The sequence below is a fragment of the Saccharopolyspora sp. ASAGF58 genome (assembly GCF_012277335.1).
Lineage (GTDB): Bacteria > Actinomycetota > Actinomycetes > Mycobacteriales > Pseudonocardiaceae > Saccharopolyspora > Saccharopolyspora hattusasensis.
The window spans coordinates 2,504,733-2,520,460 of the sequence record NZ_CP040605.1; the positions used below are offsets into that span (position 1 = coordinate 2,504,733).

General features: G+C 69.1%; 17 protein-coding genes. 8 read left to right on the top strand and 9 right to left on the bottom strand.

Annotation, left to right across the window (positions count from 1 at the left end; genetic code table 11):
- Positions 1-18: 18 nt before the first annotated feature.
- From FDZ84_RS11840 to FDZ84_RS11865, 6 genes are all read left to right on the top strand, one after another.
- Positions 19-1,596 carry a protein kinase family protein gene (locus FDZ84_RS11840; protein WP_168585930.1) on the top strand — a complete coding sequence of 526 codons (1,578 nt, stop codon included), beginning with the start codon at positions 19-21 and terminating at the stop codon, positions 1,594-1,596.
- A gap of 119 nt (positions 1,597-1,715) precedes the next feature.
- The gene (gene sigM, locus FDZ84_RS11845; RefSeq protein WP_168585931.1) at positions 1,716-2,324 is read left to right on the top strand and encodes an RNA polymerase sigma factor SigM; all 609 of its coding nucleotides are present in this window, start codon (positions 1,716-1,718) and stop codon (positions 2,322-2,324) included.
- Positions 2,321-3,133 (top strand): hypothetical protein, encoded by an 813-nt coding sequence (locus tag FDZ84_RS11850; RefSeq protein WP_210435522.1) that lies wholly within the window; start codon positions 2,321-2,323, stop codon positions 3,131-3,133. The genes sigM and FDZ84_RS11850 overlap by 4 nt, the downstream gene beginning before the upstream one ends.
- A 207-nt stretch (positions 3,134-3,340) precedes the next feature.
- Positions 3,341-4,348 carry a thioredoxin-disulfide reductase gene (gene trxB, locus FDZ84_RS11855; RefSeq protein ID WP_168585932.1) on the top strand — a complete coding sequence of 336 codons (1,008 nt, stop codon included), beginning with the start codon at positions 3,341-3,343 and terminating at the stop codon, positions 4,346-4,348.
- 35 nt (positions 4,349-4,383) lie between these two features.
- Complete coding sequence (gene trxA / locus FDZ84_RS11860; RefSeq protein WP_168585933.1) at positions 4,384-4,713, top strand: thioredoxin; 330 nt, start codon at positions 4,384-4,386, stop codon at positions 4,711-4,713.
- A gap of 289 nt (positions 4,714-5,002) precedes the next feature.
- On the top strand, positions 5,003-6,151 hold the full coding sequence (locus tag FDZ84_RS11865; RefSeq protein WP_168585934.1) for an N-acetylmuramoyl-L-alanine amidase: 1,149 nt from the start codon (positions 5,003-5,005) through the stop codon (positions 6,149-6,151).
- Positions 6,152-6,418: 267 nt separating this feature from the next.
- Here the strand turns inward: FDZ84_RS11865 and FDZ84_RS11870 are convergent, their stop codons facing one another.
- Positions 6,419-7,045: a GNAT family N-acetyltransferase gene (locus tag FDZ84_RS11870; protein WP_168585935.1), complete on the bottom strand. Its 627-nt coding sequence runs from the start codon at positions 7,043-7,045 to the stop codon at positions 6,419-6,421.
- A gap of 499 nt (positions 7,046-7,544) precedes the next feature.
- On the opposite strand from FDZ84_RS11870, the gene FDZ84_RS11875 reads away from it, so the two are divergent.
- Together FDZ84_RS11875 and FDZ84_RS11880 are read left to right on the top strand one after the other, a co-directional pair.
- Positions 7,545-8,888 carry a PLP-dependent aminotransferase family protein gene (locus tag FDZ84_RS11875; RefSeq protein WP_168585936.1) on the top strand — a complete coding sequence of 448 codons (1,344 nt, stop codon included), beginning with the start codon at positions 7,545-7,547 and terminating at the stop codon, positions 8,886-8,888.
- 97 nt (positions 8,889-8,985) lie between these two features.
- Positions 8,986-9,936 (top strand): D-alanine--D-alanine ligase, encoded by a 951-nt coding sequence (locus FDZ84_RS11880; protein WP_168585937.1) that lies wholly within the window; start codon positions 8,986-8,988, stop codon positions 9,934-9,936.
- A 154-nt stretch (positions 9,937-10,090) separates the two neighbouring features.
- On the opposite strand, the gene FDZ84_RS11885 is transcribed toward FDZ84_RS11880, so the two are convergent.
- The 8 genes from FDZ84_RS11885 to rpmH all read right to left on the bottom strand — a co-directional run bounded on the left by FDZ84_RS11885 (position 10,091) and on the right by rpmH (position 15,635).
- Positions 10,091-11,089: a ParB/RepB/Spo0J family partition protein gene (locus FDZ84_RS11885; protein WP_168585938.1), complete on the bottom strand. Its 999-nt coding sequence runs from the start codon at positions 11,087-11,089 to the stop codon at positions 10,091-10,093.
- The gene (locus FDZ84_RS11890) at positions 11,086-11,985 is read right to left on the bottom strand and encodes a ParA family protein (RefSeq protein ID WP_168585939.1); all 900 of its coding nucleotides are present in this window, start codon (positions 11,983-11,985) and stop codon (positions 11,086-11,088) included. The genes FDZ84_RS11885 and FDZ84_RS11890 overlap by 4 nt, the downstream gene beginning before the upstream one ends.
- Before the next feature lie 98 nt (positions 11,986-12,083).
- Complete coding sequence (rsmG, locus tag FDZ84_RS11895; protein WP_168585940.1) at positions 12,084-12,782, bottom strand: 16S rRNA (guanine(527)-N(7))-methyltransferase RsmG; 699 nt, start codon at positions 12,780-12,782, stop codon at positions 12,084-12,086.
- A 381-nt stretch (positions 12,783-13,163) separates the two neighbouring features.
- Positions 13,164-13,724, bottom strand: coding sequence for a R3H domain-containing nucleic acid-binding protein (locus tag FDZ84_RS11900; protein ID WP_168585941.1), 561 nt, complete (start codon positions 13,722-13,724; stop codon positions 13,164-13,166).
- A 32-nt stretch (positions 13,725-13,756) separates the two neighbouring features.
- On the bottom strand, positions 13,757-14,689 hold the full coding sequence (yidC, locus tag FDZ84_RS11905) for a membrane protein insertase YidC (RefSeq protein ID WP_168585942.1): 933 nt from the start codon (positions 14,687-14,689) through the stop codon (positions 13,757-13,759).
- A gap of 5 nt (positions 14,690-14,694) precedes the next feature.
- A complete protein-coding gene (gene yidD / locus FDZ84_RS11910; RefSeq protein WP_168585943.1) occupies positions 14,695-15,033 on the bottom strand; it encodes a membrane protein insertion efficiency factor YidD in 339 nt (112 codons plus the stop codon).
- The gene (gene rnpA, locus FDZ84_RS11915) at positions 15,033-15,479 is read right to left on the bottom strand and encodes a ribonuclease P protein component (RefSeq protein WP_168585944.1); all 447 of its coding nucleotides are present in this window, start codon (positions 15,477-15,479) and stop codon (positions 15,033-15,035) included. The genes yidD and rnpA overlap by 1 nt, the downstream gene beginning before the upstream one ends.
- Before the next feature lie 12 nt (positions 15,480-15,491).
- Entirely contained in the window at positions 15,492-15,635 is a 144-nt protein-coding gene (gene rpmH / locus FDZ84_RS11920; RefSeq protein ID WP_083822226.1) for a 50S ribosomal protein L34, read from the bottom strand.
- Between the last annotated feature and the right edge of the window lie 93 nt (positions 15,636-15,728).

A 15,728-nucleotide genomic window follows, 5' to 3' on the forward strand; every position in this document is an offset into this window, starting at 1 on the left:
AGGAGCGGGAGAGGGAAGGTGACCAGCAAACCCACTGAGCAGATCGCTGCGGAACGCGACGAGTCCGGCGACGAGGGTTCGACCGAGCAGGTGTTGACGCCTGGCCGGGTACTGGATCACGGCCGGTACCGGCTGCTCTCCCAAGTCGGTGCGGACAAACGCTGCAACGTGCAGCTGTGGCGGGCCAAGGACGGCGTGCTCGGCCGAGACGTCGCACTGACGATCCTGGTCGGCGACCGTTCGGACGCCGAGGCGGCGTCGGGCGCGCGCCGGACCCTGGAACGCGCGATGCACGCCAGCACTTTCAACCACGTCGGCGTCGCGCGGGTGCTCGACGTCGTCACGCAATCGTCCAGCGACCCGACCGGCGTGCTCGGCCTCGTGATCGCCGAGTGGACGCACGGCACCGACCTGCTCGACCTGGTCGCCGAGGGCCCGCTGCCGCCCGGCACCGCGGCGCGGCTGCTGCAGCCGCTGGCCGCCGCCGTCGAGGCGGCGCACCACGCCGGCCTGGTGCTCGGCGCCGACCACCCGCAGCGGATCCGGGTCACCCCGGACGGCGAGATCCGGATGGCATTCCCGGGCCCGATGGCGCAGGCCACCTCCAGCGACGACGTGCGCGGCCTCGGCGCCGCGCTGTACCTGCTGCTCACCGGCCGATGGGCGCTCGGCGACGCGCCCGAGGGCCTGCCCGCCGCGCCGACCGGACCCGACGGCAACCTGGTCGCGCCGCGCACGCTGCGGCCGACCGTGCCGCTGGAGCTGTCGACGGTCGCGGTGCGCGCGCTGGGCAACCCGGACTCCATCGGCACCACCGGCGGGGTCCGCACCGGCGCGGCGGTGCTCCGCGTGCTGGAGCAGCACGCGACCTTCGAGAACAGCAGCGCGTCGGCGCAGGGCGCGCGGTCGACCGAGAGCAACGAGGTCTGGCGGCGAGAAGACCCCAAGCCGGACAAAGCGAAGCGCAAGAAGCTGATGATCAGCGTCGGCGTGCTCGCGGTGGCCACGCTGCTGGTGGTCGGCTGGATCGCGGCTTCCCTGATCGGCATGTTCACCGAGACCAACACCGGCCACAACACCGGCCAGGTCATCGGGGAAACCGGCAACCGCCCCGGCGGCCAGCAGCAACCCAGCGAACAGCCGCAGGCACCCGCGACCCCGGTGAAGATCACCGCCGGCACCTCGTTCAACACCAGCGGCGATGCGGACGCCCCGCAACGCATCCCGAACCTGTTCGACGGCAACCCGGGCACCTGGTGGTCGACGTTCGCCTACAAGCAGCAGCTCGGCCCCGGCGGTATCAGCAACGGCACCGGCGCGGTACTGACGCTGGACCACGCCGCCGTGCTGCGGGAAGTGGTGATCAACTCGCAGAGCGCGGGCACCAAGGTGGAGATCCGGCAGGTCAACGGCACGCCGAGCATGGACGGCAAACTGCTCGGGTCCGCGGTGCTCAACGCCGGCGACACCTCGATCCCGATCCAAGCCGACTCGCCGACCCAGCAGGTCCTGGTGGTGATCACCCAGCTGGTCCCCAGCAACGGCGGATTCGCCTCGCAGATCAACGAGGTGAAGGTCAGCGGGAGCGCGGCCTGACGGTCGTGGTGCGGACTCGGGCGACGCCCGGCTCCCGCCGCGACCACTGACCTGGCCAGATCCGCCGCTGGTCAATGTGGCGGGTGTGCCGTTTCACAGGAACAGTAAAGTTGTGTTCCGTGTCTGTCCCCGTCAGCTCGGACGCCGAACTCATAGCGGCGCATACAAACGGAGATCCACATGCGTTCTCCGAGCTCTTCCGCCGACATCGGGATCGGCTGTGGGCAGTGGCGCTGCGAACCATGCGCGACCACGAAGACGCCGCCGATGCGCTTCAGGACGCCATGATCTCGGCCTTCCGCAACGCTTCGTCGTTCCGCGCCGAATCCCAGGTGACCACCTGGCTGCACCGGATCGTGGTGAACGCCTGCCTGGACCGGATACGCCGCCGCCAGGCCCGGCCGACCGTGCCGCTGCCGGAAACCGGCCCGACCGAACCGGCGGTTCCCCGCGACGCCATCGATGAGCAGGACACCAAGATGGCCGTCCAGGAGGCGCTCGCCGAACTCCCCGAAGATCAACGCGCCGCGATCGTGCTGGTGGACGTGGAGGGATACTCCGTGGCCGAGACAGCAACGATCTTGGGGGTTGCGGAGGGAACCATCAAGAGCCGGTGCGCGCGCGGGCGGGCCAAACTCGCCAAACTTCTGGGACACCTGCGGAACCCAAGTGCAGATGCGAACGTCCCAGATGACGCGATGGCCATGCGTCGACGGGAGGGACGATGAGTGGTGAACACCGGCGCACGGGGGCGCCGCAGGGGCCACCATGGTCCCTGGACCTGCTGGCCGATCTCCACGCCGGAGTGCTGGACCAGCAGACCGCCGATCAACTGCGCGTCCAGGTCCAGGACGACCCGGAGGCCAGAGAGATCCTGGCGGCGTTGGACGCCACTAGCGCAGACCTGGCGGCGCTGCCGCCACTGACGATTCCCGACGACGTTTCGGCCCGCATCGACGCCGCGTTGGAGAACGAGGTCCGGGCCTGGGCCCAGCAACAGGCCGCTGCCGCACCGCCGGCCGAGCCCGTCGCACCGCCCGCCGAGCAGGGCGGCCAGGTGATCGACTTCGCCGCGGCCAAGCAGCGCCGCCGGAGGCGGTTCACGCTGGGCGCCGGACTGGCCGGGGTGGCCGCCGCGGCCGCCGCCGTGGTGTTCTCGGTCCTGCCCAGCAACACGGACACCTCGGGCAGCAACCAGGCGCAGCCGCAGCCGGCCGCGACCGGCGGGGCACCGGCGCCGCTGGCGCTGCGGGGGGAGCAGGTCACGCTGAACGGCGAGCAGTTCGGCGAGATCATGAAGTCCGAGCAGTACAGCAGCACGCTGACGGACCCGCAGCGGCTCATCGGCTGCCTGCAGGCCAACGGCGTCAACAGCGGCAAACCGCTGGGCGCGCGGGAGATAACGCTCAATGGGAAACCCGCCCAGCTGCTGGTTCTGCAAGGCGGCGCCATCGGCAAGTTCCGCCTTTTAGCGGTGGGCCCCGAGTGCGGCCCGGGCAACCCGGCCAAGGTCTCGGACTCCACCTTCGGCGGCTAGGAACGCCTCCCACGTGCTGGTCGGCCGGGTGCGATCCGCACCCGGCCGCCGCGCCTCACCGACTCCCGACCCGTGGGACGGGGTCGGCTCCGCTGTGCCATCCGGCACGGCGTCTCCGTGATCGGGAACAGACCCGAATAGGATCGCGTTGAGCCGGGTACCGTCGCGCGCCGAGCGCGACGGAGACGCTACGACGGAAGGGGCGCGGTGACTGGCGAAGTCCGCAACGTGATCATCGTGGGCTCTGGCCCCGCCGGATACACAGCTGCGGTGTACGCCGCACGGGCGGAGCTCGAACCACTCGTCTTCGAGGGCACCCAGTTCGGTGGCGCGTTGATGACCACCACCGACGTGGAGAACTTCCCGGGCTTCTCCGACGGGATCATGGGCCCGGATCTGATGGAGCAGATGCGGTCCCAGGCGGAACGCTTCGGTGCCGAGCTGCGGGCCGAGGACGTCGAGCGCCTCGACCTGACCCCAGGGGAAGAAAGCGCCGGCGTGAAGTCCGTGTTCGCAGGCGGTGTGGAGTACCGCGCGAAGGCGGTCATCCTCGCGATGGGCGCCGCCGCCCGCTACCTCGGCGTCCCGGGCGAGGAGCGCCTGCTCGGCCACGGCGTGTCCGCCTGCGCCACCTGCGACGGCTTCTTCTTCCGCGACCAGGACATCGCCGTCATCGGCGGCGGTGACTCGGCGATGGAGGAGGCCACCTTCCTGACCCGCTTCGCCCGGTCGGTGACGATCATCCACCGCCGCGAGGAGTTCCGCGCCTCCAAGATCATGCTGGAGCGGGCCCGGGCCAACGAGAAGATCAAGTGGCTGACCAACAAGGCGGTCACCGAGGTCGTCGGCGGCAACGCCGTCAGCACCCTGAAGCTCCGCGACACGGTCACCGGCGAGACCTCCGAGCTGGACGTGACCGGCATGTTCGTCGCGATCGGCCACGACCCGCGCAGCCAGCTGGTGCGCGACCAGGTCACCGTGGACGCCGAGGGCTATGTGCAGGTCCAGCAGCCCACCACGCACACCGGGATCCCCGGCGTGTTCGCCGCGGGCGACCTGGTGGACCACACCTACCGGCAGGCGATCACCGCGGCCGGTTCCGGATGCTCCGCCGCAATGGATGCCGAGCGCTGGCTCGCTGAGCACGACGTGCCCGAGGCCGAGGTGGCCGCCGAGCTCGTCGGTGGCGGCTACGGGCCCGGCTCGGCGAACTGACTCCAGGCAGCACCAAACCGACAGGGAGAAGGAACATGGCCGACACCAACACGGTGGTCGTGGACGAGAAGACGTTCAAGGAAAAGGTCCTGGACAGCGACAAGCCGGTCCTGGTCGACTTCTGGGCCAACTGGTGCGGCCCGTGCAAGATGGTCGCCCCGGTGCTGGAGCAGATCGCCGGCGAGCACAAGGACAAGATCACCGTCGCGAAGCTGGACATCGACGCCAACCCCAGCCTGCAGCGCGACTACCAGGTGATGTCCATCCCGACCCTGCTGCTGTTCAAGGACGGCCAGCCGGTCAAGCAGATCGTCGGCGCCAAGCCGAAGGCGGCGCTGGAGTCGGACCTGTCCGAGTACCTGTGAAATCGGACTCCATCTGACGCAACCGAATAACGCGGACCCGCCGTCTAGTCGATAGGACAGTGACGGCGGGATCGTGTTTTCGCGCACCGAACGAGATCACCCACCCACGGACCGTTGTCGCACGTCCACCCCGGTGGTCGTGGGCCGCAGCGCCGGGTCTCGGTGCACAAGGCACAATGACCCGACGGGTCCGCCTTCCGGACCCGGCACGCAGAACGGGAATCCGGGGCAAACCCGGCCATGCTTCGCGTCGGTGCCAGTACCGGCGCCTGAATCGAGCGAGGAGTGCATGCAGCTGCTCCACCGCGGTGACGTCGGTCCGGCCGTTGCCGAGATCAGGAACACCCTTGCGGCGTTGGGTCTGCTTCCGGCCAACACCCGGACGGGACCGTCGATCTTCGACGACGCGGTGGAACAAGCGGTCCGGGTCTTCCAACAGCAACGTGGGCTGATCACCGACGGCGTCGTGGGCCCGGCGACCTACCGGGCGCTGACGGACGCGCGCTGGCGGCTCGGCGACCGGTCGCTGGCCTTTCTGGTGTCCAAGCCGATCAGCGGCGACGACGTCTTCGCGCTGCAGGAACGGCTGCTGGAGCTGGGCTTCGACACGGGCCGCCCGGACGCCATCTTCGGCCGGGAGACCGAGCAGGCGCTGCGCAGCTTCCAGCGCGACTACGGGCTGAACCCCGACGGCATCTGCGGGCCGGGCACGCTGCGGGCGCTCAAGCAGCTCGCGCCGAAGGTCCGCGGCGGGCGGCCGGTGTTCCTGCGCGAGCAGGAGAAGGTGCGGCGCGCGGGGCCCCGGCTGCGCGGCAAGCGGATCGTGATCGACCCGGGCCACGGCGGCACGGACCGCGGGGTGTGCATCGACAACGTGCACGAGGCCGACCTGACCTGGGACCTGGCCCGCCGGTTGGAAGGCCGGATGGTCGCCACCGGGATGGAGGCCCTGATCACCCGCGGGCCCAACGCCAGCCCGCCGGACGCCGACCGGGCCGGCTTCGCCAACGAGGCCGGCGCCGACATGTTCCTGTCGCTGCACATCGACGCCAACCAGTCGCCGCTGGCGGAGGGCGTGGCGAGCTTCCACTTCGGCACCGGCAACGGCACCACGTCGACCGTGGGGGAGGCGCTGGCGGGCTTCCTGCAGCGCGAGATCGTGGCCCGGACAGGGCTGCGCGACTGCCACACCCACCCCAAGACCTGGGACGTGCTGCGGCTGACCCGGATGCCCGCGGTGCGGATGGAGATCGGCTACCTGACCAACGCCCGGGACCGCAGCCGGCTGCTGGACCCGGCGTTCCGGGACGTCGTCGCGGAGGGCCTGCTGGTCGCGGTGAAGCGGCTGTACCTGCTAGGCAAGGACGACCAGCCGACGGGCACGTTCACCTTCGACGACCTGCTGCGCCACGAACTCGCCCGCGCCGAGGGCGCCTGACCGCACTGGTCCGCCGCAATTTCAATGGAAATCGAAGGTCCAATTTCCATTGAAATTGCGGAACCGAAACTTATGTTCTGCGATGCGGAAGTTTCCCGGATAGTTGGGGGATTTGTCGACTTGGTGACTTGGTGACCTGTCGACGTCGATTTGGTGGCCTCTTGACGTCGATTTGGTGGCCTCTCCGACTTGGTGACTTGTCGACTTGGTGACTTGTCGACTTGGTGACCTGTCGACTTGGTCACCCTGCCGAGCCCGTTCGGCCGGTCAGGCGCCGCCTATGACCGGTTCGGCCGTCTTGATCGTCACCGAGCTCAGCAGCCGCTCCAGCGCCGCCTCCACGTCTTCCTTCCAGGAGATCGCGGTGCGCAGCTCAAGCCGCATCCTGGGCCACTTGGGGTGCTGGCGAACCGTCTTGAAGCCGACCTGCTGCAGGAAGCCGGCCGGGATCACGCAGCTCTCGGCGGAGCCCGCCAGGTCGCCGAAGGCCTCCACGGCCTTCACCCCGCGCCGGGTCAGGTCCTTCGCCACGTTCTGCACCAGGATCCGCCCCAGCCCACCGTGCTCGAACTCCGGCAGCACGCGCAGCGCGGTCAGCAACACCGCGTCCGCGCTCACCGGGGCTGTGGGGAAGGCGTTGGAGCGCGGCACGGCCGCGGGCGGCGCGTACATCGCGTACCCCGCCGGAACGCCGTCCACGTAGACGATGCGGCCGCAGGAGCCCCACTCCAGCAGCACGCTGGAGACCCAAGCCTCTTTCTCCAGTTCGGTCTCGCCGAACTCCTCGGCCTGCTCCCGGACGTGCGGCGCCAACTCCCAGAAAACACATCGGCGACACCGCCGGGGCAGGTGGTCGAGGTTGTCCAGCGTGACGCCGACGACGCGTCGCGACACCTGACCTCCTGGAAACCCGCACGAACCCGCGCAGATGCGGCGGGATGCCGCCAGGATAAGCCGCCGCAGCCCGGCACCGGAACCCACAGCGCACACCATCAGCAACCCGATGGAGTGAGATCGCTTACCTCCGGCCAACCGATCACAAGGGAGCCGCCACCACCAGCGCCACCGGAACAACCGCCACGGCGACACCTGAACGGGATGCGTTCCAAGCTGCCGGATGTGGCGGAGCCGCTTGGCCCACCTATGCAACCTGCACCGCCGCGGGTTCTCCGGAGCTATCTCGCGAGGCCAGCCGCAACGCCAGTCGGGGATCCCGGAGTCGAGAAGGCCCCTGAGGTGCCGCCACCCGCACCGCCACGCAGAACGAGATCGGAGACCCGCTATTGCGAGGTGCTCGTTACATGTCGGGTGGGTTGTGACGATAGGCCCTATAGAATCGCCCGATCGTCCCCACGGGGATGAGCAGAGCGCACAACCGAAACCGGAGCGCGATATGTCGGACCACGGAAGCCAGCCGGCCACGCCGGAACAGCCCAGCCCGCCCGAGAAGCCCGCACGCAACCTGGACGCGTACCGGGCGCACTACGCGGAGCGGACCACCGGGATGACGGCCTCCGAGATCCGAGCTCTCTTCGCCGTCGCGAGCCGCCCCGAGGTGGTCTCGCTGGCCGGCGGCATGCCGAACCTCGCCGCGCTGCCGCTGGACTCGCTGGCCGCCGAGGTCGCCCGCCTCATCTCCGTCGACGGCCAGGTCGCGCTGCAGTACGGCTCCGCGCACGGCGTGCCGGAGCTGCGCGAGCAGATCTGCGAGGTCATGGCGCTGGAGGGGATCACCGCCCACCCGGACGACGTGATGGTCACCGCAGGCTCCCAGATGGCCCTGGACATGGTCACCCGCATCTTCTGCGACCCGGGCGACGTCATCCTCGCCGAGGGCCCGTCCTACGTCGGCGCGCTCGGCTCGTTCGCCGCGTACCAGGCCGAGGTCGTGCACGTCGCGATGGACGAGGACGGCCTGCAGCCCGAGGCACTGCGCCAGGCCATCGCCAACGTGACCGCGCAGGGCAAGCGGATCAAGTTCCTCTACACCATTCCGAACTTCCACAACCCGGGCGGCATCACGCTGGCCCTGCCGCGGCGCTCCGAGATCCTGGAGATCTGCGCCCAGCACGGCATCCTCGTGGTGGAGGACAACCCGTACGGCCTGCTCGGCTTCGACGGCCAGCCGCACCCCGCGCTGCGCAGCATGGATGCGGACAACGTCGTCTACCTCGGTTCGTTCTCCAAGACGTTCGCCTCCGGGCTGCGCGTCGGCTGGGTGCTGGCGCCGCACGCTATCCGGGAGAAGCTGGTGCTGACCGCCGAGTCGGCCACGCTGTGCCCGCCCACGCTGAACCAGATGATCGTGTCCCGCTACCTGAGCACGCACGACTGGCTGGGACAGATCAAGATCTTCCAGGAGCAGTACCGGGAGCGGCGTGACGCGATGCTCAGCGCGCTCGAGCAGCACATGCCGCCGGGTTGCACGTGGACGCGCCCCGACGGCGGCTTCTTCGTCTGGCTCACCGTGCCGGAGGGCGTGGACACCAAGGCGATGCTGCCCCGCGCGGTGACCCAGCGGGTCGCGTACGTGTCGGGCACCGGGTTCTACCGCGACGGGTTCGGCAGCCGGCAGATGCGCTTGTCGTTCTGCTACCCGACACCGGAGCGGATCCGCGAGGGCGTCCGACGGCTGGCCAACACGCTGACCGAGGAGATGGAGCTGGTCCGCACCTTCGGCACGGTGCCCCAGCGCAGCGTCCCGGGCCCGCAGGTTCCGTCTCCCGACACCGCGTAGAGTTTTCGCCGAATCCTGGCCCGAAATCCAAACAGTCCACTGTGCACCAGGAGTCCTCCTGAGCACAGTGGACTACTACTTTCCAGGGGTGTGTTGAGTGTCTGATCGCTGGGTTGCCGTGCTCGCAGGGGGGCTGTCGCACGAGCGCGAGGTGTCGCTGCGCTCCGGGCGCCGATTGTCCGCCGCACTGCGTTCGGTCGGCATGACCGTGGCGGAGTGGGATGCCGACGCCCGGCTGCTGTCCCGCATCGAACAGGAGCGCCCCGACGCGGTCGTGGTCGCCCTGCACGGCGGGGAAGGGGAGAACGGCGCGGTGCAGGCCGTGCTGGACATGGTCGGTGTCCCGTACGTGGGCACCGGCCCGCATGCTTGCCGCCGGGCCTGGGACAAGCCGACCGCCAAGGCCGAACTGGCGCGCTCCGGGCTTGCCACGCCGGACTGGGTTGCGTTGCCGCATGCAACGTTCCGCGAGCTCGGCGCGCAGGCCGTGCTGGACGCGCTCGTGGCCAAGCTCGGGCTGCCGTTGATGCTCAAGCCGGACCAGGGCGGGTCGGCGCTGGGCGCGCACATGGTGCGCGACGCCGCCGAGCTCCCCGCGGCGATGGTGGGCGCGCTGTCCTACGGCGACGCGGTGCTCGTCGAGCAGTTCGTCCAGGGGACCGAGGTGGCGATCACCGTCATCGACGGGCCGGATGGACCGGAGGCGTTGCCCGCGGTGCAGATCGAGCCGGCGAACGGGGTTTACGACTACACCGCCCGCTACACCGCCGGGCTCACCAGTTACCACGCACCCGCCGAGGTCCCGGCCGAAGCCGCCGCCGCCGCGGGCGAGCTGGCGATCGCCGCACACCGACTGCTCGGGCTCCGCGACGTCTCGCGGACGGACGCGATCATCGACCGGGACGGGACGCCGCACTTCCTGGAAGTCAACGTGTCGCCCGGACTGACCGAGACCTCGCTGCTGCCGATGGCGGTCGAGGCCGCCGGGCGGTCACTGGGGGAGGTCTTCGCGACGCTCGTCGAGCGGGCGATCGCGCGATCGCGGTGATCCGCTGTTTCACGTGAAACAAGGGGGCCGGTCTCCGACGAGACCGGCCCCCTTCTTGTCGCAAGCGAGAGCTATGAGCACCCTTGGCCCTTAACTACTGTCTGCGATTTTCAACTACCAAAAGTCATCGTCACCGTGACGAAAGGCCCCGGCATCATTGATCATGGATCTCGCGGTCCTGATTAATCAAGATCAACTCCACCAGCCGCTCAAGATCGTCAACCGACCCGAATTCGACGACGATCCGCCCCTTCCGCTTGCCGCGCTCCACCTTGACGGTGGTGTCGAAGTGGTTCGACAGCCGGTCCGCCAACCGATCGAAGCCGGGGGCCTCGATCGGCTTCTTCGCCGCCCTCTTCTTCCGCGGCGCCTCCGACTTGATCAGCTTGACCTGCTCCTCGGTCGTGCGGACCGACAAGCCCTCCGCGACGATCCGCTTCGCGAGGTCTTCCTGCTGCTCGACGTCCTCCAGGCCCAACAGGGCGCGGGCGTGCCCGGCCGACAGCACCCCGACCGCCACCCGCCGCTGCACCTCCAGCGGCAGCCGCATCAGGCGGATCGTGTTTGTGACGACCGAGCGACTGCGGCCGATGCGGTCGGCCAGCTCGTCGTGGGTCACGCCGAACTCGTCCAGCAGCTGCTGGTAGGCCGCCGCCTCCTCCAGGGGGTTCAGCTGCACCCGGTGGATGTTTTCCAGCAGCGCGTCCCGGAGCATCGCGTCGTCCTGCGTCCTGCGGACGATCGCGGGGATGACCTTCAGCCCTGCCAGCTGGGAGGCACGCCACCGGCGCTCACCCATGATCAGCTCGAACTTATCGGCACCCAGCTCCCGCACCACGATCGGCTGCAGCAGCCCGAACTCGCGGATCGAGTGCTCCAGCTCGTGCAGCGCGGACTCTTCGAAGACCTGCCGGGGCTGTTTCGGGTTGGCCACGATCGAGTCGATGGGAATCTCGCGGTACACCGCGCCCGCCACGGAACCGCCGGTTTCACGTGAAACATCGGGCCCGGACCGGTTGCCGAACGACTTACGCAGGGCCGGGCTGCTCTGCAATGCCACGCCGTCGGCACCCGCCGGGGGAGCGCCTGCCGGGGGACCGCTGGGGATCAGCGCGGCGATGCCGCGGCCAAGACCACCTCGACGCTCGGTCATGCTGTCTTCCTCTCAGCACCCCGCTCGGCGATCTCCCGAGCGGCGTCCAGGTAGCTCATCGACCCGCGCGAGCCCGGGTCGTACGTCAGCACCGTCTGGCCGAAGCCGGGGGCCTCGGAGATCTTCACGCTCCGCGGGATGACCGTCCGCAGCGCCAGGTCCCCGAAGTGGCCGCGTACCTCGGCGGCGACCTGGTCCGCCAGCTTGGTGCGTCCGTCGTACATGGTCAACAGGATCGTCGACACCCAGAGCGCGGGGTTGAGGTGCGCCTGCACCAGCTCGATATTGCGCAGCAGCTGGCCCAGCCCCTCCAGCGCGTAGTACTCGCACTGGATCGGGATCAGCACCTCGTTCGCGGCGACCAACGCGTTCACCGTGAGCAGCCCCAGCGACGGCGGGCAGTCGATGAGGACGTAGTCGGGTGCGAGCTGGTCCACCACCTCGGAGTTCAGCGCCTCCTTCAGCCGACCCTCGCGCGCCACCATGGTGACGAGCTCGATCTCCGAGCCCGCCAGGTCGATCGTCGCCGGCACGCACCACAGGTTCTTCGACTGGGTACTTTGCGCCGCCGCGTCGGCGATGCTGATCTCACCGAGCAGCACCTCGTACACCGACGGGACGCCGGAGCGGTGCTCGACGCCCAGCGCGGTGCTCGCGTTGCCCTGCGGGTCGAGGTCGATGACCAACACGTTGAGCCCATGCAGCGCCAGCCCGGCCGCGAGGTTCACCGTGCTCGTCGTCTTGCCGACGCCGCCCTTCTGGTTGGCCACGGTCATGATCCGCCGATTGGTGGGGCGGGGGAGTTCCAGGGTCTCCGGGTGCAGCACCCGGGTCGCCCGCTGGGCCTCCTCCATGATCGGGGTCCAGCCGATGTCGTCCTTGCCGAAGCTGCTCATCGACGACTCGCCTCCCGGCCCGGAGGGGAACCGAAGCCCGCCCATTGCACGCCCCCTCGTTTCACGTGAAACACGACCCGCTCCGTTTGACTCCGGATTCACCGTCCACGATCCTTTCTCGTTCGACGTGCACCGTCACGACGCCGACCGGACGCATTTCGGGTCGCCGCGACCCGCTCCACCACGACGACGGTCGTCGGCACCTCGATCACACCGACACCACACGAAACCACTTCGCCGCGACCGCCGCCGACCGCAGCGATCGCCGCCGCATCCCGTTCGAGTTCCTCCGCCGCGCTCTCGCCCTTCATGGCGAGCAGCCGGCCCCCGGTCCGAAGCAGCGGAAGGCACCACTTCGCGAGCCGTTCCATCGGCGCCACGGCACGCGCGGTCACGACGTCCTGATCGGCCAGCCGTTCGCGCACCGGGCCCTCCTCGGCACGTCCACGCACCACCTCGACGGTGAGCGCCAACTCGGTGATGACTTCCTGCAACCACGTCACCCGTCGAGCCATCGGCTCCAACAGGGTCAAGTTCAGATCCGGGCGGGCGATCGCCAACGGGATGCCCGGCAACCCCGCCCCAGAGCCTACGTCCAACACCCGGCAATTCGGTGGCAGCAACTCCGCAATCACCGCAGAGTTCAATAAATGTCTTTCCCAGAGCCGGTCCAGTTCGCGCGGACCGATCAGACCGCGGCGGATTCCGTGCTCCTGGAGCAACTCGACGAAGCGTTCCGCCAACGCCAACCGCTCGCCGAATACGACCCGCGCCTCGGATGGCGCACCTCCGGTCAAAGCATTCACCCCGTGTCGATGTTTCACGTGGAACCAGGTGTGTTCACCTAAGCCTGCCGGATCGCAATCCGCAGTCACACGGCAACCCGCGTTTCACGTGAAACCTCCTTGGGGGAATCGGCTCAACGCGCGTGGCGATGCGGGCGGCGCAACCACAGGCGCCGCCCGGACTCCAGATCCCCGGTTCGCGCAATTACAACAGGACGTAACGGCTTACTCGCCAGGCGACGTCTGAGAACCCGCGACAGCGCGGGCGCTACTTCGAGGAAGCGAACGCATCGAGGTCTCGTCCAACCGCCGCGTTTCACGTGGAACACGGGCCGGAATAGGACGGTGCCCCCGCCGGTCCGAGGATCGACGGGGGCACCGGTGGGGTAGCAGTCAGCTCTTGAAGACGACGACCTTGCGGTTGGGCTCTTCGCCTTCGCTCTCGCTGTGCACGCCGTCGACGGCCGCAACGGCGTCGTGGATGATCTTCCGCTCGAACGGCGTCATCGGGCGCAACCGCGCCTCCTTGCCGGTCTCCAGCACGCTCTCCGCAGTCGAGCGCCCGAGCTCGGTCAGCTCCTGCCGGCGGCCCGCCCGCCAGCCCGCGACGTCCAGCATCAGCCGGCTGCGGACACCGGTCTCCTGCTGCACCGCCAGCCGGGTCAGCTCCTGCAGCGCCTCCAGTACCTGGCCGCGTCCGCCGACCAGCTTCTCCAGATCGTCGCCGCCGTCGATGCTCACCACCGCGCGACCCGCCTCGACGTCCAGGTCGATGTCCCCGTCGTAGTCCAGCAGGTCGAGTAGCCGCTCCAGGTAGTCACCCGCGATGTCGCCCTCCTGCACCAGGAGAGCTTCGGTGTTCGACACCTCGGACTTTTCAGTCTCGGTGTTCTCGGTGCTGTCGGTCTGGGGCTCGGCCGGGGACGGGCTCGACTCCTGCACGGTTTCGGACACTGGGTGTCTCCTCTCCAGGGTTCGCGACGGACTCAGCGGGACTCGCCCGGCTTGTCCGCGTCGCGAGAACGGTCTTCGATCACCCCGGGGATCTCACCGGGTTGGTCCTTGGCCGCCGGGTCCGCGGCCCGCGTGGTTTCCGTCTCCACCGCAGTGGATTCGACGACCACGGGCGCGCCGGTCAGCGCAGCCTCCTCGTGGTCGATCCGGCGGTACACCACGCGCTGCTGACCCAGCGTCCAGAAGTTGTTGGCCAGCCAGTAGATGAGAATGGCCAGCGGCAGGAACGGACCGCCGATGATCGCGAACATCGGGAAGATCCACAGCGTCATCCGGTTCATGATCGCCGTCTGCGGGTTGGCCGCCGCATCGGCGGTCTGCCGCTGCACCGAGTGGCGCGCGGTGAAGTGCGTGGCGATCGCGGCGGCGATCATCAGCGGCACACCGACCAGCATCATTTCCACACGGTCGGTGCCGAACGTCGCGAGCACCTCGGGGGTCTGGCTGATGGTGTTCGACAACTTCGCGCCGAACAGATCGGCCGCCACGAACGAGGCCACGTCGTCGGCGTTGAAGATGTAGTTCGACGGTGCGCCCGGTTTGAACCCGTTGAGCACGTGGAAGAGCCCGATGAACACCGGGACCTGCACCAGCATCGGCAGGCAGCCGCTGATCGGGTTGAAGCCCTGCTCGGCCTGCATCTTCTGCATCTCGGCGGCCAGCTTCTGCCGGTCGTCGCCGTACTTGGCCTGCAGCGCTCGGATCTGCGGCGCGAACTCCTGCATCTTCTTCATCGACCGCACCTGGTGCACGAACGGCTTGAACAGCAGCGCGCGCAGCGTGAAGACGAGGAAGATCACCGCCAGCGCCCAGGCGTAGCCGCTGGCCGGATCAAGCACGAAGCCGAACACCTTGTGCCAGAACCAGAGGATGGCCGACACCGGGTAATAGATGAAGTCCAGCACGCGGGCTACTCCTCGGCAGGTTTCTCGGGTACGCGGCCACCAACGGGGTCGCCCGCCGCGGACCGCTCACGGGGCGGTGGAACGGGGTCCAGGCCTCCAGGGTGCCAGGGGCCGCAGCGCAGCAACCTGCGCAGGGTCAACCAGCCACCGCGGAACAGGCCGTGGACGGTGAGCGCCTCGACCGCGTACGTGCTGCAACTCGGGTAAAACCGGCACGACGGCGGCAGCAGCGGGGAGATCACCTTGCGGTAGACGTGCACCGGACCGAGCAGCACCCAGGCGAGCGGGCCCGGGCGCCGAGCAGGGGCGCGGAGCCTGTCGTCGTGGCGCTCGTCCGAAGCCATCACCTGGAACCCGTCGCCGGAACATCGGGGGAGAGGACGCGGAGCTTGCGCAGCGCCACGTCGAGATCCGCACCGAGCTCGCGGCTGGACGCACCTGCCGCGGGCGGCAGGGCGCGGACCACCACCAGTGTGCCAGCGGGCAACGCCGGCAGGAGGTCGCGCATCAGGTGCCGGAGGCGGCGGGTGACCCGGTGCCGGACGACGGCCGTCCCCACGGCCTTGCTCACGACAAAACCCACCCGGGTCGAGACATCCGAATTCCGGGTGGGTGCCGTTTTCGCCTCGGCTTCCGGCAAGGCCTCGCCGGTGTGGTGCGGGCCGAGGTCCCGAGCCTGGTCCGGACGCAGCACGTGGACCACCAGGCGGGACCGGCCGACCCGGCGACCACGACGGACCACCAGGCGGAACTCCTGGTTCTTGGTCAGCCTGGCTGCCGCGGGAAGCACGGCCGGACGCGATCAGGCAGTCAGCTGCGCGCGACCCCGGCGACGGCGCGAGGCCACGATGGCCCGGCCGGCCCGAGTGCGCATGCGCAGCCGGAACCCGTGCTTCCTGGCACGGCGGCGGTTGTTCGGCTGGAAAGTGCGCTTGCCCTTGCTCACGGTCGGATCTCCCGGTTACTACAGGCACCGATGGCCACGGTGAACCACGGTTCGGTCAAGGTGTCCCTGTTTCGCGAGCCGCAGTCGCTGGCC